This is a genomic window from Spartobacteria bacterium UBA695 (assembly GCA_002298145.1).
Classification (GTDB): Bacteria; Verrucomicrobiota; Verrucomicrobiia; order Chthoniobacterales; family Chthoniobacteraceae; genus UBA695.
The window spans coordinates 135,609-160,569 of sequence record DBMP01000008.1 but is presented as its reverse complement, the minus strand read 5'-3'; the positions used below and the strand labels follow the sequence as shown (position 1 = coordinate 160,569).

Below are 24,961 nucleotides of genomic sequence, written 5' to 3'. Positions count from 1 at the left end.
GACTTTCAATTCTCGGTAGGATTGGAGAGAAACGTTCCGGCGCTCCACTCTCCCTTTGGGCCGATCCGGAGGCAGGCCGCCCCGCCGAGGTCCTGCCGCAGAAGGCGGATTCCCCGTGCCTGCACTGCCTGGGCCCATTCTTCTTTGATTCGCTCCTGCGCCGGGAACGTGGCCCCGGAGGCGACGATGAGCGACGGGTGGGCCGCTTCGATAAAGTCCGGCGTGCCGGAGAGGTCGGTCGCATGGGTTTGCTTGATCCAGGCGTCGGCGCGGAGTTCGCCTGGGGCTGCGTTTTCGAGCAGCCAGCTTTCCGTGCGGAACCCGGCGTCAGAGGAAAGCAGGATGCGTCGCCCCGCCGCGTCGAGCCGCAGGACGAGGGCTTTGTCATCCGCGCGCCCGGCCTCCAGCCCCTCGGGGGGGAAGAGGACATGGAGCGTTACCCCCGGCGCAAGGGTGAGCTGGTCGCCCCGGCAAACGAGCGATTTCCCGCGTGCCTGATCGGCGAGCTCTTTCTGGATCGCTTTGCGGGAGGGGGAGCGGTCGGGCAGGTAGGAGTCGACGACCTCGTCAACCGGCGTTTCCTTGAGCAGCGTTAGGAGGCCGCTGATGTGCTGCGCATCGCCATGGGTCAACACCACGCCTTGGAGCCGGTTGACGCCCCGGCTCCGCAGGTACGGGGCCACGGTAAACGTCACCGCGTTCTCGTTGCCGCAATCCACCAGCCAGTCGCGCTGGCCTTGCTCCTTTGAGTTGATCCGCACATGGATGGCCGCGCCGCCAGGGAGATCGAGCGCCTCGACCTCGCACAGCGGCGTGGGCCCCAGCGATGGGGTTTCGACAAAAACATGGCTGTAGGGCACCGAGGCGATGCCGGAGACTACCGAGAGCAGCGTTTTTGCGATCAGCCAGTTGGCGTTGTTGAAGACAATGGCGAGCCCTTTGCAAAAAAGCCCGGCGCTTACGGCTGCGAGGCCCGTTACCAGCATCCCCCAGGTCAGCAGCGCCGCGATCAGGTTGGCGGGGACTGTCGAGGGGGACCAGAGGTGAAAATAATGAATCATGAGCGGCGTGGAGCCAAGCCAGGCGACGGTCGAAACGGCCACCCCTTCCAATAGATGCCGGGCCCCCCAAGTGCGCGCCCGCAGCCACGGGGACCAGAGCGTCTGGGGCAAAAACGGATCGGGCTCGACCCAGGGTGTCACCCGGCGCTGGATGGGCCCGGTGCAAAGGAACAGGAAGGCGACCATCAGGAAGGAGAGCTGGAAGCCGGAGGTGAACAGGTTGCCCGGGTTTGCCACCAGGAGCACCAGTGCCGAGGCTCCCAGGGTGTTCCAGGAGAGCGCGAAACGGTTGAGCAGTAGGCCGCCCAGGTAGACTGTGGCCATGACGGTCGCCCGCAGGCTGCTGGGGGTGAGCCCTGTGGCGTAGCAGTAAGCCCACAAGAGAGGGATCACGGTGATGGCCATGGCGCGCCGAGGGAGCCCCAGAGCCATGAGCACGCTGGTGGCGACTGCGGCCAGCATGGCGACATTCATGCCGCTGACGGCAAAGAGGTGCATGGTGCCGGTGTACTGAAAGAGGGCGCGGGTTTCCTCCATGGAATCGCCCTGGGAGCCGAGGACCATGCTTTGGATGAGCGCCGTCAGGTCGGGCGAATCTTCGAGGTCGAGCGCGAGTACGCCTTCCAGCCAGTGGCGCAGCGCGATGGAGTGGGCCACGAAGGGGCGGCCGCAGTTGGACTCGATGAGGCGCACGTCGTTGTTGAAGCGGATGCGCAGCTCGCAGGTAATGCCCTGGGTTCTCCAGTAGGCAGGGCTGTCGAACGTGCCGGGGTTGCGGGGCGGGGGGATGGGGTGCAGGTCGCCGGTGAACTCGATCCGGTCGCCGTAATGAAGCGCTCCCCGGTTGTTCCAGCGAACGATGACCGGGGCGCGGACGGCCGTGGGTTTGCCGTCGCCCAGGTCGAGCGCCTCCAGCCGGAGGTGGAAGCGCCGGTCCGGCTCCGGCTCGCTGTCGACGATGCCGGTGCCTTTGACGACGCAGCCCCGGGGCGGCACCGTCCGGACCAGTGCGGCTCCCGGTCCGTCGCTGAGCCGGTAGGCGTTCCATGCAAAGAAAAGGCTGACGGTGGCCGCCGCCGCGAGCCAGCGGGCCGCGCGCTCCCGCTTTTGCCGGGCGATACCCCATGCGATCCAGAGTGCACTACCCAGCGCCGCCGCCCAGGCCCAGTGGGGTGAATTCAGCTGATCCGCCGCCACGATGCCGCCGATCGCACAAAGCGCGTGAAGGGCAAGGGGTTGACGGGTCCTCAATAACATTCCGCGAGAGTGGCCCCGGACGGGGTGGGGATGTCAAGCCCGGGACGTTACTGCCTCGCGCACGATGGCGAGGAGCTGCTGCGCGCCGTAGGGCTTTGAGAGCCGCCATTGCACGTCCAGGGAATTGAGGTCGTTGTAGCGCTGCTCGCTGGATTGGCCGGTGGAGGCGATGATTGGGAGACCGGGCTGGGCCGCCTTGAGCCGCCGGATGAGCTCCACGCCGCCCATTTCAGGCATGGCGAGGTCGGTCAGGACGGCCCCGATTTGCTCGTGATGCTCGGCGAAAAGCCGTAGCGCCTCGTGGCCGCCCAGGGCTGTGAGGACCCGGTAGCCTTTTTTCGTCAGGATCGTCTCGATCATTTTGCAGATCGGCAGTTCGTCGTCCACGACCAGGATCATCTCGCCCTTGCCGTTGGGGGGCAGCGTCACGGGGGGGGCCTTTTCGGGCTGGACCTTGCTCTGGGTGGAGGGCAGGTAGACGGAGAAAACTGAGCCGTTGCCCACCTTGGAATTGAGCGTCACAAATCCGCCGTGATTTTTCACAATGGCGAGCACGGTCGAGAGCCCCAGACCGGTGCCTTTGCCGATCTCCTTGGTGGTGAAAAACGGATCGTAAATGGTTTCCCGGATTTGCTCCGGTATGCCGATGCCCGTGTCGGCGACGTTGATGCAGACGTAGTGGCCGGGCTGTGCGTCGGGGTTGTGCTCGGCGGCTACCTGGTCCACCTCGGTATTATGGCCGCTGAGGGTCAGCTGGCCTCCGGAGGGCATGGCATCCCGCGCGTTCACGCAGAGGTTCATGAAGACCCGGTGGAGCTGGGTGAGATCGCCGGTGATATTGGATAAATCTTCGGGAAGGTTGGTGATGAACTTGACGGTCTCGGGCATGGCCTTGCGCAGGATGCGTTCGACTTGTTCGAGCAAGTAGCGCGTGTCGACCGTTTTGCGCTGGCCCTTGGCCCCTCGGGCGAAGGTGAGGACTTGGCCGACGATGTCGGTTCCGCGCTGGGCGGCTTCCTCAATGATGCCGATCAACTCCCGGTTGGCCTCGTCCTTGATATTTTCCTGGAGCATGGAGGTCGCCATGAGGATCGGCCCCAGGATGTTATTGAGATCGTGCGCGATGCCGCTGGCGAGCACTCCCAGGCTCTCCATCCGCTGGGTGCGCAAGATACGCTCCTCGGCGTGCTTGCGCTCGGTGATATCGCGGGCAATCCCGATGGTCCCCGAGACGCAGTTTTTCGCGTCCAGGTACGGGGTGATGATGGTATCGACCCAAACCGGCTTGCCGTTGACCATGAAGAACTCTTCGAACCGCTTGGGGACTCCCGCTTTGATGATATCAAGGTCCTGGAGGTAGAGCCTGCGGCCGACCTCCTCGCCAAAGACTTCGAGCACCGATCTCCCCACCGCCGCTCTGGCCGGTTTATTCAGGAACTTTGTCCACGCCTTGTTGACGGCCAGGAAAATGCCGTCTTTGTCCTTCATCCATGCCAGGTCGGGAATGCCGTTGAGCATGGCCCTCTGGAACTGGATCTCCTCGTCCTCTATCTGCGCTTTGGCAAAGGAGTCCGGAGTACGCGCCGGAGCATCATCTTTCTCCGGTGCGGCGGGCAATGGCCCAGCGGGTTGCTTTTTGCTCTTGGATGGAGACGGTGTGCTGGTCTGGTTTTTTTTTCGCGGGAAAATAGGGCTCATTCAAGCGTTCACTTTCGGCAAAGGAATCCGTTACTCATCATTTGCGATCTATGATGTCAAGGCTGACCCGGTTGGGCTCCGTACATTAGCGCACGGTTTAGGGATCAGTTTAGAACAGAGTCAAACACCGGATCCTTTTTGTTCATTCTTTTGCGCAGAATTGCTAAAGATCGAATTCGACTTCCGGTTCGAGACCATATTTCATTATGGGAGCGTTTGGATATGGAAAAATGGATATTGCCAGTTTTGTTTCTGGGGTTGCTTTCCCCTTTCACGGCCTGGGCAGGAGATGCGCCGGAGCAAAAGCCGGGGCTGACGTTTCCGATTTCCTACACCGGCGAGGGCTTTGGAAACCTGTTGGGCGGGTACCGGCAGGGGGCGGTTTACGATGCTGTCCTGAACGTGGGAATCCAGGGGGATCTGGACAAGCTCGTGGACTGGAGCGGCGGAAGCTTCCTGGTGAGCGGGCTTTACCCTCACGGAGCGAGCCTCACGGATAAGTACGTCCACGACTTCAACGGCGTGAGCAATATCGACACCTACGATTCCCTGCGCCTCTACGAAGTCTGGCTGCAACAGGAGGTGGGCGGTTTTTCCCTTCGCGCGGGGCAGCTGCTTACCGATAACGAGTTCTTTTTGTCAGAAAACGGGGCGAATTTCATCAACAGCGCCTTCGGGTCCATTCCGCTCATTGCCCGGAATTTCCGTGCCCCAGTCTACCCGGTCGCCGGGCCGGGGGTGCGGGCTCGGTGGAAAGCCGGGGAGACTTTTTCCATCCAGGTGGGCCTCTACGATGGCGACGTGGGCGACGCGGTAGGGAATCCGCATGGCCTCGACTGGACCCTCGATGCCCGGCGGGGAGCCCTGGCCCTGGCGGAGGCCGCGTGGACGCCCAGAAAGGATGGAGGCACGTACAAGCTCGGCGCGTTCTACCACACCCCGGCGGAGAATGAGGCCTTTCCGGAAAAAGGCCGGATCTCCGACGCGGGCGGTTACGTTGTCGCCGATCAGCCGCTGTGGCGGGAACCGGGGAGCAAGGATGCCGGGATCAATGCCTTTCTGCGCATCGGCGGCGCGCCCGCGGAGCGCAGCGTGGTGCCGTTCTACGGTGAGACGGGGCTGACCTTCAAAGGGCTCATCCCCGGGCGGGGGGAGGACATTGCAGGCCTGGGGTTCAGTTTTACCCGGGTCAGCTCCGCCCTGCGTGACGCAGCCGGGGAACCGCCCGAGGCGCATCATGAGGCGGTTCTCGAAGCCACCTACAAATTCAAAGCCAGCGAATGGCTCACGGTGCAGCCCGATATCCAGTATCTTTTCAACCCCGGAGCCTTGATCCGCCAGGACAACGCCTTGGCGGTCGGGTTGCAGTTCGCCCTCGTCTTCTGATTTTCAGAGGGGCCATTTCAGGGAAAGGCTCACGCGCGCAACGTGCCGCCACCCGATTGTCCATCCCATTGGTGGGCGTATTCTGGCGGCCTCATGAATTTTGAGAAAATCCTAATCGTCGATGATGAACCGTCGGGCCGCAGGGTGCTTGAGGCCTTTCTGCGCTCGCAACAATACTCGGTTGCAACCGCCGGGACGCTCGCCGAAGCGGACCGGCTCCTAAAGCAGGAATTCTTTGATTTGCTGCTGGTCGATCTCGACCTGCCGGATGGGAGCGGAAGCGATTTGCTTGCGCGGACCGCCGGCATGGAGCTTCCGCCCATTGCTCTTGTCTTGAGCGGAAACAGCACCGGGGAAGCCGTCATTCGCTGCCTGAGGGCAGGGGCGTTTGATTACCTGGGCAAGCCGTATTCCCTGGATGCGCTCCGCGCCGCCATGGAGCGGGCCGCCGCATTCCGGCACGGCCTGCAGGTGCGCCGCTACCTGGAGGGGGAACTCTGCTGCGAGCGAGAGATGGTGGGGGATTCGCCCGGAATCCGCCACCTGCGCTCGCTGGTGGCCCACATGGGCGCGGGCAATGACCCGATTCTCATTTCCGGCGAACGGGGCACGGGGAAGTGCCGCGTGGCTGGGATGGTGCACCGCGCCAGCACGCGGGCCGACGGGCCTCTGGTGCGGGTCAACTGCGCCGGAGCCGAGGAGTCGGCGCTTGAAAACGAACTTTTTGGCCGGATCACCGAGACCTGCGACGATGGCGGCTGCCGCCGGGTGCTCAAGGGCGGTCGGTTGGAACTCGCCCAGGGCGGCACGCTGCTTCTCGACGAGGTCTCCGAACTGCCTCTGTGTGTCCAGGTGAAGCTCCTGGATGCGCTGAAAACCGGTCAGTGGGTACGCCTGGGCGGCGAGCGCAGCCTGGAGCTGGATATCCGCGTGGTAGCCACGACGCAGCGCGACCTCGCCGGTTGCGTGGCGCGCGGCGGCTTCCTGCCGGAGTTCCACCAGTATCTGAGCCGTTCCATCCTGCACGTTCCGCCGTTGCGCGAACGCATCGCCGACCTGCCCGCCATGGTTTACGACTGGCTGGAGCGCTCCACCTCCGGCGGCAAGCCGTGCGGCATTTCCGAGGAGGCGCTCCGGCACCTCATGGCCTACTCCTGGCCGGGGAATGTGCGCGAGCTGGAGAACGTCCTAGACCGCGCCGTAATGCTGACCGATGGCGGCACGCGCCTGGAGGCCGAATCCTTCCAGTGGCTCGACACCAAGCGCATTGGCGCGCTTCCCCAGCGCAACGGCGAAAGCTCCGCGAGCCCTTCGGGCGGCGAGCCGCTGCTCACGCTGGAGGAGATGGAGAAGAGGCAAGTTCTCCGGGCTCTGGAAATCACCAACCAGAACCGGACGCGCGCCGCTGGCCTGCTCAAGATCAGCGTGCGAACGTTGCGCAACAAGCTTCATCAATACCGCGCCGAGGACCCGACCCTGGTGCTCACGCTCGCGCGGAACCGGAATCTTCCCCTCGTGGCCCCCGTCGTGGCCGTCAAGCCGCAGCCGCCCATCGGGGTGCGGATCTGACGCTCTTTATCCCACTTCCCCTGCCAGGCATGCGCCCGGTTCCCTAAACAGGACCGGGCGCCTGCTTTTATATTTTATATTGAGGGTTGGGGCGGGGCGGGGGCTGTGCCGCTCCGAGCGATGCGGGGATCGCCAAGCCTCAGCGCGTTCCTACCCGGAGGGCCCCCATCGGCGGATCAATGGCTGCAAGCCGGGGGAAACATGGTTTTTTCCTTCAGGCGGCGAGCGAGGCTTCGTGCAAAAACGAACCCGCATCCAAATGAAACTTGCCCAACTCCCGTCGACGCCAGTTCCCTATGGCGAAATCTCTGCCGCCATGGTCCGGAGCGCCCCGGACGCGCTCTATTTTCGTGATTTCGCTGGCGTATGCCGGTTTGCGAATCCGCGGTGTGCGGCGCTCTTCGGCGTGGAACTTGACGAACTGATCGGCAGCCCCATGGCGCGCTTTTTCCCGGCCCGTTTCGCCTGCCTGGTGCTCCGGCAGGAGGAGGCCGTGCTGTCCGACGGCGTCGTGCGGAGCTGCAACCTCACGCTGGGCAATAAGCTGCCCTGCCGGATCAGTCATCACCGGGTGTGCGACGCGCGAGGCGAGACGACCGGGGTCGCGGGGCGTCTTCATGATCTTTCCGCGATTCGGCGGCTCGAAAAGCAGATCGTTGAGGCCAGCGAACGGGAGCTGCGCCGCCTGGCGTGCGATCTTCACGACGAGCTTTGCCAGGAACTCGCGGCGGCGGCGTTGATCTCCAAGCTGCTGGAAAAGCGCCTTGCCGAAGGCGACGAAACGCAGGCCAAGGTGGCCGCCCACATCGCCGACCTGACGCGGCAAATGGCGGGCCGGACGCGCGAGCTGGTCTACAACCTCGCGCCCGAGACGCTGGCCGGGGAGGGCTTTGTGGCCAGGCTGCGGAGTGTCGCCGCGCAGTTGTGCGCCGCCTATCCCGTCAAATGCGGCATTGAGGGCGGCTGGCCCGCGGGGCTGAAGAACGAGACGATCGCCATCCAGCTTTTTCGCATCGCGCATGAGGCGATGCACAACGCCGCGCGCCACAGCGGGGGTAATTGCATCACCGTCCGGATGCGCAAAACGGACGCACTCTTGACGCTTTCGGTGACCGATAACGGCCATGGTATGGAGGACGGTGAGCGGCGTTCCTCCGGCCTCGGGCTGGCCTCAATGCGTTACCGTGCGGACCTGATCGAGGCCGAGTTGCTCTTCCAATCTGCGCCTGGCTCGGGAACCTGCGTCATCTGCAAGGTGCCCGTGGAGTAAAGCTCAGGCGCCGCGTTGAGGGAGGGCGCACGCGGCTTAAGGTCCCTCCTCCCCTCCCTGGCGGTCTCACTTGGTCGGCGAAAGGATCCTATGAAAGATACCGGCGAATTTGAAAACGAAGGCGGGATCCGGAAATTCAGCTTTCGTGGAGCGGGCCGTGCCCTGCGCGAAAAGGCGTGGCTGATCGCGCTCTGCGCCTTCGCGGGCCTGTTCATCGGCCTGGGCTATGCGGCCCGGCAGGCGGCCATCTTTCGTTCCATCGCAGTCATCGAAATCATGGCCGACGAAACCAATCCGCTCAAATCCGACGATCCGCGCGCCCAAGACACCGGCCAGCAGGAGGTCGTGGCGACCATCGTGGCCAACTTCCGCAGCCGCGCCTTCCTCAAAAACGTGGTGGAGAAGCACGGTCTGCGCAGCTGCCCTGCCTTTGCGGGCGGAGCGGGGGAGTTGTCCACCGAGGAGGCGATTGACCGCGTCCTGGGGAGCACGAGGGTCGAGATTCGCAAAGGCCCCCGCCTCATTGATATTACCGGGGAGTTCAGCGATCCGCAAACGGCGCAAAGGCTGGCGCAATCGCTTGCCGACGAGTTCCTCGCGACGCTCATGGAGCAGCGGGCCTCCACCTCGCGGCTGGCGGTGAAGTACTTGGTGGACGAAGCGGCGAACCTCAAAGCCAAGCTGCAACATTCCGAGGAAGCCCTGCAAACCTACAAAGAATTGCACGGTTCCTTGTTGGTGGAGGAAAAGCAGGAGGCCCTGGTGGCGAAGCTTAAAACCCAGAAGGCCCAGCTCACCGAGGCCAAGGCCGTGCGGCTGCGGCTCGAAGCCGACTACCTCAAGGCGATGGAACACGCGGGCGACGTGCGGGAACTGCTTGGCATCGCGGCGGTTTCAGAGCATCCATCGGTGCTGGAATGCAAACAGCAAATCACCTCCCTGGAGGTAAGAATTGCCGAGCTCAGCCTACGCTATCCCGACAAGCACCCAAAGAACCTCCAAGTGCGCGCGCAGCTGCTGGATGCCCGGGAGGCGCTGCGGGCCGCCGTGCTGAAAATGCCGGAGCTGATCCGGGCTAGCTATGAGGAGGCCGTCGTTACGGAGAAGAGCTTCGAAGCGGCGCTGAAAGAGCAGGAGAATGCCGCCCTTTTGCTCAACCGCCAGGCCCTTCCCTACAACGTCCTCTTCCGCGATGTGGAAACCGACCGGGCGCTTTACGAGGCCATCCTCAAACGCCTGAGGGAAGCCGACATTGCCAGGGGCGTCGAGCTGACGAATCTTCGCGTTTTCGAACCGGCCATTCTGCCCTCTGAGCCGGTGGGCCCCAGCCGCGTCAAGCTCTCCATGCTTGGCCTTCTTGGCGGGCTGCTGGTCGGCGCGGCCTTGAGCTTGGGCTTGGGGCTTTACCGGGGCGTTCCCTCGCGTAAAAGCGTCGAGTAAATGGACTCGATTTTGCGCGCGGCTGGCTCGGCCAGGAAATAATGCAATAAGCGCTCCCGCCCTTTCGCCCCCATCTGGCGGGCGCACTCGGGAGCGGCGATCAGGGACTCGACCGCGCAGGCTATGGCTTGGTCATCCTCCATCGGGACCAGGATGCCTGTGACATTATCCTCGACGATTTCCGGCACGCCACCGGCCCGGGGGGCCACGATGGGGCGCGCATAGTACATCGCCTCGAATACCACCTGGCTGAAGGGCTCGGGCAGGGTGGAGGCATGGACCAGCACGGTGAGCTGCTCGATCTCGCGCTTGAGGTCTTTTCCAAAGCCGGTGAATTCCACCGCGCCCGCGAGGCCGAGCCGTTGGCTTAATGCCCGCAGATCCTGTTCGTAGAATTCCTCGCCAAACTGCGGCGCGCCGATGATCCGGAAGCGGGCGCGGGGAAAGTTCTTCCTGATCTGAGCGGCGGCGTTGAGGAAGACGTGCTGGCCTTTCCAGGGCGAGATCCGGCCCAGGATCCCGATCACCGGCGGCCCGGGAGGGATCGGTACTGGGGCGAAATCCGGGAACGGAAGCCCGTCGTAGACCACCGTGGCCTTTCCGCGTGCCGCCCGGCCAAGGGTTTCCAGCGTGGCCTGGGAATTGGCGATGATATGATCCGGTAGGCAACGGCAGGCGAGCCGAAAGCCGCTGGCCTCCAATGCGGGCAAACTATCCGAGGCGATCCGGTCGCGAACGTGCCAGATCAGCGGGACCCGGGCGCGGCAGGCCGCGGCGGCCCCGATCAGGTCGGCCTTTAGCGAATTAGTGTGCAGCAGATCAACGTCATGGCTTTCCATGAAAGCCGCCAGCCTGCGCGCGTAGCTCCAGCATTCCCCTGCTTTCCCTGCGGAGAGGAGCGCCGAGGGCCCGAGCTTTTCCTTCCGGACATCGGCGATGCCTTTGGGCAAAGGCAAGTAGTGCGCCTCGATCCCGGCCTCCGCCAGCAGCGTCTGAAATTCACCCGCGGAACCCAGGACGACCAGTGGGTGGTAGCGTTCGCGGTCCAGTGCGGAGATCAGCCGCAGGAGCGCGATCTCACCGCCGCGCGGCCGCGCCGTATGGTCGAAAAATAGAACGTTCCGTGGTTTCATAGCCTTTCCGTGCCCATGGGGGAGCGTGGCTTCCCGTGCCGCAGCCCCCGGTGATCAATACGCGCCAGAGGGCCCCTCCACGCGGTCCCATCTATACCGGGCCAAGACTTGCCTTCCGCAGCGGGATGCGATGGGCGGGGATTCATTGGCGAGGTTGATTCAGCTGGGCGTAGATGGGGGCGATGGCGTTGACCATGCGCTCTACGGTAAAGTGCTCCAGGAACCGGGCGCGTCCCTTGCGCCCGAAGGCGAGCGCGAGGTCCGGCGCATTGAGCAGCGTGCGGATGGCCCGCGCCAGGGCGTCGTCGTTTTCGGGCGCCACGAGCAGGCCCGTGGACTGTTCGTCCACGATTTCCGGCGGCCCTCCCGCGCGCATGGCGATCACCGGTTTCCCCAGCGCCATGGCTTCGAGAATCGCCAGGCCGAAGGGCTCGGCCAGGCTGGGCAGCACGAAGAGATCGGCTGCGTGGATGAGCGAGAGGGGATCGGCCTGCCCCCCGGCGAGCCGCACGCAATCGGCCAGGTTGCGGCACCGGATCTCGGTATCGAGCCGCGCCTGCTCGGAGCCTTCGCCCGCGATGACGCAGAAGGGCCTCGGGTCGGGCAGGCGCTGAAGGGCGCGGATCAGCGTGGCGATGTCCTCCTCTGGTTCCAGCCGGGCGGTGCAGACGAGCAGCGGAGCGTTCCCGATACCGAGCTGCGCTCTGAGCTCCAGGGGCGAACGAAGCCGCGAGCGATCGGGATCGCGGATGCCGTTGTGGATGACCGAGATTTTCCCGGGCCGGATGGGGCCGCGACGCAGCGCGCCGTGCTTCACGGCATCGGAAACGGCGATCACATGGTTGAGCGTGGCGTTGAGCCAGCCGTGGCCGAGGCGTGAGGCCATGCCGTTGAGGCCCCTCCGGCCCGTTGGGGCGGGGGGAAGGTCGTGCTGGGTGGCGATAACCTTTCCCCGGTGCGAGACGCATTTCGCCATCGCGGCCCATAGCGCTGTGCGCCCGGTGTGGGCGTGGAGAATATCGAGCCCCCCTTTGCACAGTAGCGAGCGGAGCAACCGCACGGCTCGGGAATCAAAGCCGTCGCGCTTTTCCATCGCAATGACGGAAAGGCTTTCCTCGCGGGCCCGGCTGGCCAGCGGAGACTCGCCCGGGCAGACCAGGCTGACCTGGCCGCCCTTCTCCCGCAGCCCGAGTGCCAGGTCGAGAATATGTCTTTCGGCCCCGGCGAAGGTGCCGGAGTCGGTCACGAGTCCAATGTGAAGAGCGTCGCCCATCCCCCCAGGCTTTTTAAGATAGATATTCGTTGGGCAGGCAGAGGTAGTCCGCGAACTCAAGGCACGTGGCCGCCGTGCCGTCCGGTTCATAGATTTCGTATTCGCGGTGGTGCATGAGCCGGAAAATATCGGCGGCGCGCGCCCCTTCCGGCAGCCATGCGGGATGCGCGGCCAGGATGATCGGCGGGCGGCGGTAGGACATCAGATCCACGGCCCCCTTGAGGACTAATAGCTCGGCTCCCTCGACGTCGATTTTGACCAAGTCTGGAGGTTGGACGGCCGCGTGGGCATCCAGCGTGGTCGTTGCAACGGAGACCGCCGACAGAACCTGATTGCCCTCCAAATGGCTGGAGGCCTCGCCGCAGTGAATCGAGTTGCTCGTCGAGTCGCCGCCGTTGATCAAATGAAAGAGGAGTTCCCCCCCGTCCTCGCTGGCCACGGCGGCCCGCACGACTTCCATTTGCGAGAGGCGGTTTTTGCGGCGGTGGTAATCCAGGTAGTAGGCATTGGTGGGCGAGGCTTCGAAGGCCTCCACGCGGCCCTCGCGGCCCACGATCCGCGCCGCGAAAATGGAGTGCCAGCCCACATAGGCCCCCACGTCGAAGAACGTGCTGCCGGTGTGGAGATACCGGGCGAGCCAGTCGCGCACGTGCGGTTTGACCTCCAGCGGCGTTGCGCCAAAGCGGGGATGCACCCATATCCGCTTTTCATCCAGGATGCGCGGCAGCGCGGGGCAGGGGAGGGCGGGGTGGCGCATGAGCGCCGAGCTGAATACGCCGCGCGCCCAGCGGTGAAGCCCCGGCCATTTCTGGCGCAGGGCGGCATTGAGTTGATCAGGTGTCATTTGAGAAGAAGAACAAGTTCCGGTAAGAAAACGGGGGCGCATCATGGCGAAACGAGGCGTCCCGTGGTTTGTCCATGCTCAAGGGCTTCGTAAATCGAATCGTACTTGGCGGCAGTGCAGCTCCAGTCCAGGCAGCGGGCCTTCTCCCGTCCGGCGGCCCCCAGGCGCGTCTGCAAATCCCGGTCGGTGATCAGGCGCACCATTGCGTTGGCCAGCGCTCCGGCGTTTTCCGGCTCCACCAGCAGCCCGTTTTGTTCATGGGTGATGATTTCCGGGACTCCGTCTACGCGCGTCGCCACCACAGCCTTCGCCGCGGCCATCGCCTCCAGGGTTGCGATTCCCCTCGGCTCCGTGCGCGAAGGCAGGACGAAAAAGGAACATCCCGCAAAGAGGCGGGCGGTCGCCGGGCGGTCCACCGGACCGGGAAAACAGACCCGGTCCGAAATCCCGAGGTCCTTCGCCAGATGCTCCAGCGCCCCGTGTTCGGGCCCGGTCCCGGCGATGAGCAGATCGTGATCCACGAACCCGGAGCGCAGGAGGATGTCGAATGCCCGCAGCAACAGGTCAAACCCCTTTTGCGCCACGTGCCGCCCGATGGCGAGCAGGTAGGGGCGGGGATGGGCGTGGGGCAACGCCGCCGTGAACTCCTCATTGCGCACGCCGTTGGGGATCACCCGGGCGCGCTCGCCCAGGGCCCTGCCGTAGAACGCCTCCGCCTCGCGCAGCGTGTATTGCGAGCAGACCGTGAGGGCATCAGCCGTGTCCAGGACTCTCCGGAGCAGCTTCCGCGCGAAGGCTGAGGGCTGGCAGAGCCCGCTCCGGTCCGCCGAAAGCTCGCCGTGCAGCGTTGCGACCAGCGGTAGCTTCAGTTGGCGGCTGGCCTGGAGCGCGTAGAACGCGTTGGTGCCGATGCCCTGGATATGGATCACCTCCACCTCGTGCTCCTGGAGAATCCGCAACAGCCGCAGCCGCGTGGGCGCGTAAAGCACGGCAGCGCCCGCGAGTTGCCACCAGTTTGATTCCGGTACGCGGAAGACCGTGCGGTGAACGGGAATGTGCTCGTAAAGCTCGAACTTGGGCAGCGTCTTGGGCCAGCGGCTGGTGACGATGAGCGGGTGGTGCCCGGTCGCCTGCTGTTCGCGGGTTAGTTGACGCACGAACTCCGGCACGCCGCCGAGGGTGGGGTAAAAATCGCTGGCAAAATGGGCAATGTTCATTGTGGGAGAGCCGCCTTTCCGCATGGGGTTTCCGGTACAATCGTGGCGACGGCCTTCCCGAGACTTGGCAAATCATCGTTCCTCATCGGGGGGATGAAACAAATGCGCATCAGGTTATCTCCTTGCGGGGCGATCGGTTGCCGAGAGCGCGGCGTGCGCCCGGAGCGCTTTGCGGATCGCCTCGGCTCCCGCATCGCGCCGGATGGGGTCCGTCCCATCCCTCAGGTAAACATAGAATCCACGGACCATTCCCGCCGCCAGGCCCGCGCCGGATGCCGCGAACCGCCAGAGCGCGCCGCCCGCGCCCCGGAGCAGCTCGTGGGCCGACTGCCAGGCTATCGCGAGCGGGAAGCGCCACAGGATCGGCGAGACCCCGAAATGGCGCACCAGCATGAGGCAGCTATTGAGGCGGCTGTAGTAATAGTCGGAAGGGCTACAGCGCTGCCCCTCCTCCTGGGGCGCGCCTGCGTGGTCCACGCAAGCCTCTGGCTGGAAGCGCAGGCCGTAGCCGAGCGCCTTGACCCGGAGGCAGAGATCCGAGTCCTCGTAGAGCCTGGAAAGGCCGCCAAAATCCTCGCGGAACCCGCCCAGGCGCTCCAGCACCTCTCGGCGGAAGGACATATTGCACCCGGTCACGTGATCGACTTCGATGATTTCCCCGGGATCGCTGGCGAAGTTGCCCGTCAGAAAGCCGTTCGGCTGCAACACCCCCACGCCTTCCGCGATCGCCTCCTCCCGCTGCCCATTGAGTGCCCGGCCGCCCACACCGCCGATCTTCGGGCTGTCGTAGGCTCCGAGAAGGCTTTGGAGCCAGTCCGGGTGGGCGTAGGCGTTGTCATCCAGAAAAGCGACGATGTCGCCCCGGGCCTCCAGCAGCGCTCGGTTGCGCGAAGCGGTCCTATGGCTGGAGGGCTCCGGTTGCGCCAGGTAGAGCGCTTCTGGAAACCGCTTCGTCACCGAGCGGCTGCGCTGGTCGTGCGAGGCGTCCACGACAATCACCTGGGCGGGTTCGACGGTCTGCGCTTGCAGCGCTGCCAGGCACCGGCGCAGACATTCGGGCCGGTTGAGCGTTATCACTACCACTGTGACCGTGTTTTTCATGAGCTTTGCCGCCGGGGGGGCCGGAATGATCCGTTTTTCGAGAGCTCTCCGTACGCGAAGTTATCGAATGGGAACGCTCTGGCCGGGGGGTAATCGTTACCGGGCCTTACGTTTGCCAAGGGCCCTGGCCGGTTCGCTGCTGGAGCCAGCGGGCAGGGGAATCCATGGCGTTGCCGCCGAAACTGTCTGCACTTGCAGACATCAAGGGTGTGTCTTCCGGTACCGCGGCGTAATATCTCGACGCTGTTCCCGGATCCTCTGGGCGGAAAGTGCCGCTACCGGCCTTCCGAAAGCCGTTTCGCGGTGTAGTTGGGCAGCCCGGCTTCTTTTATTTTCCGCTTCGTCTTATTGAGATCGTACCGCACGCGGCGGAATTGCACCCACTTGCCCTCGGGGGAGTAGACGGCGTAACAGGCGTCGGAATTGAGGTCCCGGGGCTGGCCCACGGAGCCGACGTTGATGAGCGTTTTTCCGCGCTCGGAAACGGGGATGCGCCCAACGCCGGGCCGAACCGAAAGGCGGCTGCCGTCGAGGTGCCAGACCATGGGGTTGTGCGTATGCCCGCAGAAGCAGAGCGGCCGAGTCTGCGCTTCGAAGTGAAGCCGGGCATCATCCGGGCTGAGCACGTACCACCACTCGCCGGGGGCGTCGAGCGAGCCGTGGACGAACTCCACGTTCTCTTCCTTCAATGTCAGCGGCAACTGCCGCAGCCAGTTGCACTGCTCGACGGAGAGCACTTTGCGCGAAAGCTCGATCCCGGCCAGTGCCGAAGTGTTCATTTCCTCCGCCTCCATCTCCTGCTGGAAATTCGTACTGCCGACGGCCGACTCGTGGTTGCCTTTCAGCACCGGGCAGCCCATATCGCGCACCAAGTCCAGGCACGCGCTCGGGTCCGGGCCATAGCCCACCACATCGCCGAGGCAGTAACGCCGGTGAATATTAAGGTGCTCCATATCGGCCACGACAGCGTGGAGCGCTTCAATATTGGAGTGGACATCACTGAAAATGGCGATCAGTTCAGGCATAATGGAGGGACGCCTGATGTTCCCAAGTTTAGCGAATGAATGTCAATTTTATCTGCCGGGAAAATGATGAGGTTGGCATAGGTATTTTTACGGATGTAAAAAACCGATCCTGGCAGAAAAAAAGCAGCCATAGCCCCCTTGCGCTATGGCTGCTGAACTTTATCCCGCCGCTTAGTGCGCGCGGGAAGCTCTTGAGAATTTGCCTGCTAGGCCGCTCGACGCCGCAGGCGCTGCCCAAAGGCGAGCATGCCGATGCCGCTTATCAGCATGGCCCAAGAGCCCGGCTCGGGAACCACGGTCAGGGTAACGTCGTTGAAATTCGCGCCGCTGGCGGAACTGGAGGTGTTGTAACTTAAGAGGTATTCCGTGGAGCCCACCGTGAATGTGTAGTCGGAGTTTGAAGTGACGCTGTAGGTGGACCCGCTGGTGATGATCGTCGAGAAGTATCCCGTCGTCGTGCCGCTGCCAGCGTTGTCGATCAGCGTGATCGTTGATCCCAACGTCAAGCCGCTCAGGTCGGAAAGGTTCAGCGTTCCGGCAATGCTTACGTTCCCGCTGACCTTGATCTGGTCATAGGTGGTTCCCGCAACGTTCCCGCTGACTTCCGCCACCAAGGTGGAGTTTCGGTCCACGGTGAAGTCGCCCTCGACCGTGGTGATCCCCGCGCTGTTGCCGGGAGCGAGGGTGCCGCTGATGAGAGCGAGGTTGCCTGTGACGGTGCTTTTGCCTTTCAGCAAGCCGCTGACATTGGCGTTTCCGGATATAGTGCCGTTGGCGTTGAGCGTAGCTTCCGCGGAAACGAAAAGCGCGCTGGTGGACTGGGTGGTCCCGGTGAGGGTCGTGGTGCCGCTATTGACCGTTACGCTGCTGGCAATGTTGTAGCCGCTCAGCGTGCTGGTGCCGTAGAGCGTAGTGGCTCCCAATCTCAGGGCGTTGCCGTGGATGGTCGCGTTGTTGCTGCTGACGGTGCCGCTGGCGGTGCCGCTGCCCGCCAGGGTCGCGTTGTTGACGGAGACCGCGCTGCTCGCCGCAATCAAGCCATCCAGGGTCAGCGTGCCGCCTGTGACGGCGGTGGCTCCCGTGTAGGTGTTGGAACCCGAGAGGGTCGCGTTGTCGCTGGTGGTCTTGTTCAAGCCCCCCGTGCCGGCCAGGTTCGCGCTGATCGTGCCTGACTGCACATCGTAGGCGTTGCTGCTGCTCAGTGTGCCGGAGCCCTGGATGACGCCGCCGGTTAACTGTACGTTGGCGACGCTCTGGTTGTAGTTTTGCAAGTCAAACGTGCCGCTAGTGACGGTGAGGTTTTTGCCGCTGGAGATCTGGTTTGCGGCCAGTAGCTTGGCCACGCCGCCGTTGACTAGTAAATGACCCGTGATGGCGTTTCCCGTCGTGTTATTAAAGTCCAGTTCCCCCGCGCTGACGGTGGTCAGGCCGGTGTAGCTGTTGGCTTTGTTGAGCGTGGTTGTTCCTGAGCCTGCCTGCGTTAGCGAACCGTTGCCGCTGATGGCCGTGCTGCTAAAGTCTGTCCCCTGAGTGACGCTGTTGGAGCGGTTGATGACCAAGCTGCCGTTATTGACGATCGTGCCCGTGGTGGCGAGCGAGCCCGTGGTACCGCCGTTGCCGAGCTGCAGGGTGCCGCTGCCGATGGTGGTCAGACCCGTGTAGGTATTGGCCCCGGTGAAGATCAAGCTGCCCGTGCCGATCTGCTTGACGGCGAGACTGCCGCTGATGACTCCGCCGTAGCTGATGGCGTCCGAGCGAAAGAATGCCAAAGTCGCCCCGTTGCTGCCGCTCACCGCCGAGATGGAGTCGATTCCGCCCGTGGTGCCGCCGTTGCCAATTTGCAAGGTGCCCGCGTTGACGGTGATGGCTCCTGTTGAGCCATTGGAGCCGGAAAGGGTCCAGGTTCCCGTCCCGTTCTTGACGAAAGAGAGCGTGCCAACGTTGAGGATATTACCGCTGAGCACTCCGTTACCGGAACCGGCGAGTGCGAGGGTTGAGGCATAAGCGTTGCTGGCGGTGCTGACGGACCCGCTAAGGGTCAGCGTCGTTGCCGCCGAGTTGACGTTGATAATCCCACCGGCCACGCCGTTGGATCCGTTGGTAATCGCAATGGCGCGGTTGCTTGAAGTGGTGGTCCCGGTGTAGAGGAGCGTTCCTGTATTACTGGTAAGGGTGTTTTGGCCAAAAGCAATCATCGAACCGGCGCCAATGGCTGAACCGACCCCGCTGTCGGCTATGGTGTTGATGCTCAACGTGCCAACGAGAACGCTGGTCTTTCCTGTATAGGTGTTAGTGCCTGAAAACACCCAGGTTCCCGAATCCATCTTGCTTACCGTCAAAGCGGCCCGAGTCCCGTCGCTGATGGTTCCGCTAATCGTGTTGGCGCTCGTGTTTGATCCCCGCAAATTCAAGCTGCTCGTGCCGGAGCTCGCCGCGGTAGTAATACTACCTCCTATCACAAAGGTGGCCGAGCCGACGCCGGTTCCGTTGGCGCCGCTGCTGTAGAGCGTGTAGCCTCCTTGCATGATGAGGGGGGCATTGATGGTTTCAATCACCGTGGAGGTATTGGTCAACCCGGTGGTGATCTGGCTGGTGCCACCGGCCGTCAGGTACACCGAACTGCCGCTCGTGCTGCCAATGGTGTAGCTGCCGGGGGCTCCGGTAAAGGTGAAGCCGCTGAGGTTCAAATAAGTATCGATGGTCACCGTGGTGTTGGAGACCGCCGTATTAAAGATCGCGTAATCGGTGCTGGTGACCCCCGATGTCGCTCCCGGCGCCGCGCCTCCGGCCCAGTTCGTGGGTGTACTCCATGCGCCCGATGTCGCACCGGTCCATGTTTGGCTCGACGCATTGGCCGAGTGGAGCGCGCACATTGCGGCGATGGAAAAAATGAGATAGGGGGTGCCGCGGAGTCGGCTGGATGCCTTCCTGCGGGAATTTTTGGCCGTTGGGCCAGTGGCTGTTTCGAGAGAACGAGCGCGACGGGGTATTTCATTCATAGGATTAACAGGGTGGGGTTGCAGAGAGGTCAGGGATGAAAGGGCTAGGGGGATACAGACCCGAGGGAGCGATTCAGAGTTGGGTTTCCGAAATGTGGTTCATGTTATTGCATTCTATTTTCATGCAACGCAAGCAATTTTTATATAATACCATAGATTAGCGTGGAGGCGGTTCATTGTGGCAGGAGGGACTAAAGAGAGAGGCTGGATAGGCCGAGAGGATTAAATCTAGGTTAAAATGACTGCTGCGTCCCTGTGGAGACAGGCAGCCCATGAACAAGGCCTAGGCTCCCGATCCTGGTGAAATAGCCTGGAAAATGGTTGCGCGATTTCAAGTTTGAGGCTATTTATGTATGAACATGTTCATGAACCCCATCGCAAACAAGCCGCCCCTTAAACCCCGAATGCGGGACATTGCCCGGCAGGCGGGGGTTTCGCTGGGGACGGTCAGTCGGGTCATGAATGGAAATACAGAAGTTGCCCCCGACTTGGCGGAACGGGTAATCTCCACGGCGCGTCAGCTTGGCTACAGCGTTCCGCGCGCCAGCGAAGGCGGCGAACTGGGCACCATCGGCTATGTGGTTGATATGGATCCCCACGGCACGCTCATGGATGAGCCGTTTCAGCAACACTTCCTCTGCGGGGTGGAGCAAGCCGCCAGGGAGTGCGGCGGCCCCGTTGTGTTTGCTTCCTGCGGCCCGGACCTCCTCTCCGGCGTGCTTCCCTCCATCGTCGAGCGCAAACTGGTCGGGGGCATCATCCTCAAGGCCAGGATCACGACCCCGGAGCCGTGGATCCATGCGCTGCAAGCGGCGATTCCCACCGTATTATTGATGCACCGCACCACGGACCACGCGGTCCCCTCGGTCACTTGCGATAACTACGAGGCGATGTACCGCGCACTGATGCATTTGAAGGCCCTCGGGCACACGCGCATCGGGTTCCTGAGCGAGGACGAGCGGGAGCGCACCACCCCGCACCATATCGAGCGCCGGGATGCGTTTCTCCAGTTGCAGGGGACTCTCGGCTTTGCGCAAAACCCCGGCTATATCCAGACGCCCGTCCGTGGCCGGGGGGAGGAATTGGAGGATGTCATCGTGCAGGGCGTGCGCGCCTTCCTTGCGCTTGGCCGGGAACGGCCTACGGCCATCATCGGCGCGGCGGACGTGTATGCGCTGGGCTTGTTGACGGCCCTTCCTTCGCACGGCATTTCCGTGCCCGGAGAGATGAGCGTGATCGGGGTCATGAACACCGCGCAATGCGAATTTTCCAACCCGCCGCTGACCAGTGTTTCTCTTTTGGAGGAGGAACTGGGCCGCGCGGCGGTGGAGCTGCTGCAAAAACGGATGGCGCTTCCCCGGTCGACGCCGGAGCATGTTACCGTGGGGACGAGGCTCGTCGAACGGATGTCCTGCATAAAAAATAATATCAAGTAATTTAATGAATCTTCCCCTTCCTTCCCCGGCGCAGCTTGCCTGGCAACGCACGGAAACCAACGCTTTTTTCCACTTCAGCCCCAACACTTACACGGGCCGGGAGTGGGGCGACGGCACGGAATCCCCGTCGCTTTTCAACCCAGCTGAACTGGACTGCCGCCAGTGGGCCCGCGCCGCGAAGGCAGGCGGCTTCAAGATCGGCATTCTCACGGCAAAGCATCACGACGGCTTCTGCCTCTGGCCGTCGAAATACACGGAGCACTCGGTCAAAAACGCACCGTGGAAGAACGGCCGGGGAGACGTGGTTCGCGAATTTGTCGATGCGTTTCGCGCGGAAGGGCTGAAGGTGGGCCTCTATCTTTCGCCCTGGGACCGGCATGAAAAGAGCTATGGCGACTCCCCTCACTATAACGATTACTACTGCGCCCAGCTCGTGGAGCTGCTTACGGAGTATGGCCAGCTGCACGAGGTCTGGTTTGATGGCGCGTGTGCCGAAGGCCCCAACGGCCGCCGCCAGGAGTACGACTGGCGGCGCTTTTTCGCGCTGGTCAAGGAGCATCAGCCGGAAGCAGTGACCTTCGGCGACGGCGGCACGGATGTCCGCTGGGTGGGCAACGAACGCGGCATTGCGGGGGAAACCTGCTGGGGGTCGGTGAACCCGGATTCAGTGCGCTTCCCGGGCGACTCCGGTATTTGCGAGGCGAACGATGCCAAGGCCGCCGAGCACCTGACGCGCTTGCTTAACGAAGGCGAAGCTCCGGCGGAAGGCGAAACGCGCGTGTGGCGGCCCGCCGAATGCGATGTCTCCATCCGCCCGGGCTGGTTTTATCATGCCGCCGAAGATGGCCAGGTGCGCTCGCTGGAGAACCTCACCGAGCTCTACTTCCAAAGCGTGGGCCGCAACGCGCTGCTGCTTTTGAATTTGCCGATCATGCCCAACGGGCTGGTGCATGCGCTCGACGGGGAACGCGTTGCCGAGCTTCGGCGCACGCTGGATGCGATTTTCGCCCACGATCTCGCGAAGGACGCGGCACTGAAGGCCAGCGCCGAAGCAGCGGAGAGTCCTGTCTCCGCGCTGCTCGACGGCGAGCCGGGGACGTTCTGGAGCCCCGGCGTTGTCGCGGAACCGGCGTGGGTGGAAGTCGCGCTGCCCGCGAGCGCCACCGTGTCGGTCATCAGCTTGCAGGAGGCCATCTGGCTTGGCCAGGGGATTGCCGCGCACCGCGTGGAAGCCGAGGATGCCAACGGCCGCTGGCAGACGCTCTGCCGTGGCACGACCATCGGCCACAAGCGGCTTCACCGCGTGGCGCCGTTTGCCACCCGGCGTCTGCGCGTGGTCATCGAGCTAGCGTTCGCCGCTCCTGCGCTCGCCTCCATTCAGCTTTTCTAAATATTATGACGATGAATTCATTCGATCTTTCCCTATGGGGAGAGCCTTTCGCCTGGCGGGGATTTGCCGGACGCAAGGGCACTCTGAACGGCCGCAATTGCCTGATCATCCCGCCGCCGCACGAAGCGCCCGGGCGGCCCTGGATCTGGCGTCCCGAGTTCTTCGACGCGTTTGCCAATGCCGACGAAGCGCTGGTTCAGCGCGGCTTTCACCTGGTTTTCCTGGATATTCCAGACCACTACGGTTGCCCAAAAGCGCTCAACGCGGGCGACGCGCTTTACGCCTTTGTTACTGGCACCTTCGGGTTAGCCCCCAAGGTGGCTTTCGTTGCATTAAGCCGCGGGGGGCTGACGGCCTTTAACTGGGCGATCCACAACCCGGAGAAAGTTTCCTGCATCTACGCCGACAATCCGGTGTGCGATTTCAAGAGCTGGCCCGCGGGCTGGGGCTGCGGCCCCGGGAGCCCCGGGGATTGGGAAAAATGCCTGTCCGTTTACGGTATGACTGAAAATGACGCAAGAGCTTGGCCTAACAATCCCGTGGATCGCCTGGAGGTGCTGGCAAAGGCGGGCATTCCGCTGTTGCACCTCATCGGCGATGCAGATGAAGTCGTGCCCGTCACCGAGAATTCGTATGTCGTGCGCGAGCGCTACAAGGCGCTGGGCGGCAGCTACACGGAGATCATCAAGCCCGGCGGGCTGCATCACCCCCACGGCCTGCCCGATCCCACGCCGATTGCCGAGTTCATCGTTAAACACACTTGCTAAACTTGATTCCCCCCATGAACAAAATCCTCTCTTCCCCCGTCGTGCGCCATCGCTTGCGGCTTGGCATCGCGTGGCTTTTCCTGGCCTCGCCGGTCATCGTGCACGCCGCCGAACCACAGGCTCCGGAAGCGTTCCGCGCGGCGTTGAAAGCCCTGCCGGAAACCGTCAAGACCGATCCCGAGCGGGCGGAGCAACTTGACGCCATCCTGCGCGAGGCCCAGCGGGTGCGCGATCTGCCGTTGGTGGAACGTGCCCAGTCGTTGAAGGAGCTTGAAAACCCCGGCGACCGGCGGATTGGCAAAGTCGACAAGCGGACCTACGTGGTGGCCAAGACGGACCCGAAGAAGGCCGAGACGTTTGCCATCGGATCGTCCGACCTCGATGTGACTAGGTATATCGAGCACGACCTGCCGTTGCTGGCGGCGGCCTACGTCATGACCGGTGACAAATCCTACCTGGAGCGCATCGTTGCGCAGCTCCGCGAAACCGCCACCTGGAACCCTCTCCAACGGCCCGGCTGGACCCTCTACACGGCAGAGCACTCTCTGCCGCCGGACGGTGACGACGGCGTATGGCTGGCCACGGGCCGGGGGCTTTCCGCGCTTTGGCAGACGCTCGACATCCTGCCCCCGGGGGCGCTCCCCGCGGAGATCACGGAGCAAGTGCGCGAACAGTACCGGCGCGAAACCGCGCGGATTACGCGCGACTGGCAGGCGAAGAAAATGTGGTTCGTAAAAAATGCCGCTTTTACCTGCAACCAGTGGGTGGCTCCCGCTGCTGGCCAGGCGCTGGCCTGCGCGAGCCTGGGCCGCGATGCCGACCCGGTTTCGTACGATCTCGCCGTCAAAAATCTGCTGCACACCGTGGAAAATCTCGGAGCGGACGGCTCCGCTTCCGAGGGTGCTGGCTATACCATGGACTACACCGCGCCGCTGCTCTATATGGCTGCTGATGCCCTCTCCCGCCGGGGGGATAACCGCTTGGCGGACCACCCCTTTTTGCGCAATCTCCCCCGCTGGATCGCCATGCAATACCAGCCGGGCCAGTGGATCATTAATTCGTCGGACAACTTCGGCGGAGCCCGTGGGGCGATCTTTAGCGCGGCGCCGCAAATCGCGCGCTTGGTCAGGCTGACGCGCGATCCGGAGCTTGCATGGGTGCTGCGCCATGTACTGCATAATATTCCGTATGACGTTAACGGGCTCGTGAGCCTGACCATCCCCGAAGCCGCTCTGCGCCAGCCGCCGCTCTGGGGCAGCTTCGAGCATGCCACCTGTGCCGTATGGCGCAGCGGCTGGGATGAGAACGCCTCGGGCGTGTGGGTCAAGGGCGCCTTCCCCAACGACGGCCACGACCACAATGACCGTGGCCATGTTAACTTCATCGCGGACGGGCGGGCCGTGTTGATTGAAGCCGCTACGGCCGGTTACGATAATCCGCTCAAGCGCGAGAAATACGATTCCGTTGTCGGCCACAATGTCTTGCAGGTGGGCGACGATCTCTATCCGGCAAAAGTGGCCGCGCCCATCAGCGTTGAGCGGATCGACAAAAACGGGGGCGCCGTTACCGTGAACGCCGGAGAGGGCTACCCCGGCGTCAAGCAATGGAAGCGGCGGGTCACCTGGACGGCGCATCGGATGGACGTTACCGACGAAGTGGTGCTCAAAAAACCCGAAAAGGTGCTCTTCCGGTGGCACCTGGGTTCGGAGCAGCCTTTGCAAATCACCTCCGGAGACGATCCCAAATCCGGCGCTGCCAAGCTCGCCGCGGCCAGGCTTACCTTCACCAATCCCCCGGACGACAACAAAGAGGTCGCCTTGAGTTGGGTTCGCCCGGCCAAGGAAACCATGGAAACGCCCGAAGCGGTGTTTGCCGTGCAGGCCGACCAGCCCATCCAGTGCGATCAGGAGAAGAACCTCGACCACGCCTTCCGCTTCCGCCACAAGGACCACCCGCACACCACGTTGGTCGTGCGCTCCGCCGGGCCTGTGGAATCCATTACGGTGAAAACCAGCGTGGAAGTCCCCTCACATCCCTGACTTCCAGTGAAAATCAACGGTCTGTATGAAAAAGGCCGTTGATTTCATTCCGCTAA

17 protein-coding genes are annotated in these 24,961 nt (G+C 63.2%); 8 read left to right on the top strand and 9 right to left on the bottom strand.

Features of this window, described 5'->3' with window-relative positions:
* Window positions 1-5 precede the first annotated feature (5 nt).
* Both B2828_RS04475 and B2828_RS04470 read right to left on the bottom strand, forming a co-directional pair.
* Complete coding sequence (locus B2828_RS04475; protein ID WP_479632493.1) at window positions 6-2,318, bottom strand: ComEC/Rec2 family competence protein; 2,313 nt, start codon at window positions 2,316-2,318, stop codon at window positions 6-8.
* Between the two features lie 33 nt (window positions 2,319-2,351).
* Entirely contained in the window at window positions 2,352-3,935 is a 1,584-nt protein-coding gene (locus B2828_RS04470) for a hybrid sensor histidine kinase/response regulator (RefSeq protein WP_479632492.1), read from the bottom strand.
* Window positions 3,936-4,274: 339 nt separating this feature from the next.
* On the opposite strand from B2828_RS04470, the gene B2828_RS04465 reads away from it, so the two are divergent.
* The 4 genes from B2828_RS04465 to B2828_RS04450 all read left to right on the top strand — a co-directional run bounded on the left by B2828_RS04465 (window position 4,275) and on the right by B2828_RS04450 (window position 9,681).
* Complete coding sequence (locus B2828_RS04465) at window positions 4,275-5,402, top strand: carbohydrate porin (protein WP_479632491.1); 1,128 nt, start codon at window positions 4,275-4,277, stop codon at window positions 5,400-5,402.
* A gap of 93 nt (window positions 5,403-5,495) precedes the next feature.
* The gene (locus B2828_RS04460; RefSeq protein WP_479632490.1) at window positions 5,496-6,971 is read left to right on the top strand and encodes a sigma-54-dependent transcriptional regulator; all 1,476 of its coding nucleotides are present in this window, start codon (window positions 5,496-5,498) and stop codon (window positions 6,969-6,971) included.
* Between the two features lie 259 nt (window positions 6,972-7,230).
* Complete coding sequence (locus B2828_RS04455) at window positions 7,231-8,241, top strand: PAS domain-containing sensor histidine kinase (RefSeq protein ID WP_479632489.1); 1,011 nt, start codon at window positions 7,231-7,233, stop codon at window positions 8,239-8,241.
* 90 nt (window positions 8,242-8,331) lie between these two features.
* Window positions 8,332-9,681, top strand: a complete 1,350-nt coding sequence (locus B2828_RS04450) for a GumC family protein (protein ID WP_479632488.1) — start codon at window positions 8,332-8,334, stop codon at window positions 9,679-9,681.
* Here the strand turns inward: B2828_RS04450 and B2828_RS04445 are convergent.
* From B2828_RS04445 to B2828_RS04415, 7 genes are all read right to left on the bottom strand, one after another.
* A complete protein-coding gene (locus B2828_RS04445) occupies window positions 9,645-10,814 on the bottom strand; it encodes a glycosyltransferase family 4 protein (protein WP_479632487.1) in 1,170 nt (389 codons plus the stop codon). The genes B2828_RS04450 and B2828_RS04445 overlap by 37 nt on opposite strands.
* A gap of 142 nt (window positions 10,815-10,956) precedes the next feature.
* The gene (locus tag B2828_RS04440) at window positions 10,957-12,087 is read right to left on the bottom strand and encodes a glycosyltransferase family 4 protein (protein WP_479632486.1); all 1,131 of its coding nucleotides are present in this window, start codon (window positions 12,085-12,087) and stop codon (window positions 10,957-10,959) included.
* Between the two features lie 13 nt (window positions 12,088-12,100).
* The gene (locus B2828_RS04435; RefSeq protein WP_479632485.1) at window positions 12,101-12,931 is read right to left on the bottom strand and encodes an FkbM family methyltransferase; all 831 of its coding nucleotides are present in this window, start codon (window positions 12,929-12,931) and stop codon (window positions 12,101-12,103) included.
* 41 nt (window positions 12,932-12,972) lie between these two features.
* Entirely contained in the window at window positions 12,973-14,148 is a 1,176-nt protein-coding gene (locus tag B2828_RS04430; RefSeq protein WP_479632484.1) for a glycosyltransferase family 4 protein, read from the bottom strand.
* 114 nt (window positions 14,149-14,262) lie between these two features.
* A complete protein-coding gene (locus tag B2828_RS04425) occupies window positions 14,263-15,249 on the bottom strand; it encodes a glycosyltransferase family 2 protein (RefSeq protein ID WP_479632483.1) in 987 nt (328 codons plus the stop codon).
* 275 nt (window positions 15,250-15,524) lie between these two features.
* Window positions 15,525-16,274, bottom strand: coding sequence for a metallophosphoesterase family protein (locus B2828_RS04420; RefSeq protein WP_479632482.1), 750 nt, complete (start codon window positions 16,272-16,274; stop codon window positions 15,525-15,527).
* Between the two features lie 206 nt (window positions 16,275-16,480).
* Entirely contained in the window at window positions 16,481-19,147 is a 2,667-nt protein-coding gene (locus B2828_RS04415) for an autotransporter-associated beta strand repeat-containing protein (protein WP_479632481.1), read from the bottom strand.
* Between the two features lie 491 nt (window positions 19,148-19,638).
* Between B2828_RS04415 and B2828_RS04410 the strand changes: the two genes are divergently transcribed.
* Genes B2828_RS04410 through B2828_RS04395 form a run of 4 tightly spaced genes read left to right on the top strand, consistent with a single transcriptional unit; the run spans window position 19,639 to window position 24,905 of the window.
* Complete coding sequence (locus B2828_RS04410; RefSeq protein ID WP_479632480.1) at window positions 19,639-20,709, top strand: LacI family DNA-binding transcriptional regulator; 1,071 nt, start codon at window positions 19,639-19,641, stop codon at window positions 20,707-20,709.
* Window positions 20,710-20,713: 4 nt separating this feature from the next.
* Window positions 20,714-22,099 carry an alpha-L-fucosidase gene (locus B2828_RS04405; RefSeq protein ID WP_479632479.1) on the top strand — a complete coding sequence of 462 codons (1,386 nt, stop codon included), beginning with the start codon at window positions 20,714-20,716 and terminating at the stop codon, window positions 22,097-22,099.
* A gap of 11 nt (window positions 22,100-22,110) precedes the next feature.
* Window positions 22,111-22,866, top strand: coding sequence for an alpha/beta fold hydrolase (locus tag B2828_RS04400; RefSeq protein ID WP_479632478.1), 756 nt, complete (start codon window positions 22,111-22,113; stop codon window positions 22,864-22,866).
* 14 nt (window positions 22,867-22,880) lie between these two features.
* Complete coding sequence (locus B2828_RS04395) at window positions 22,881-24,905, top strand: heparinase II/III domain-containing protein (protein WP_479632477.1); 2,025 nt, start codon at window positions 22,881-22,883, stop codon at window positions 24,903-24,905.
* Window positions 24,906-24,961 lie beyond the last annotated feature (56 nt).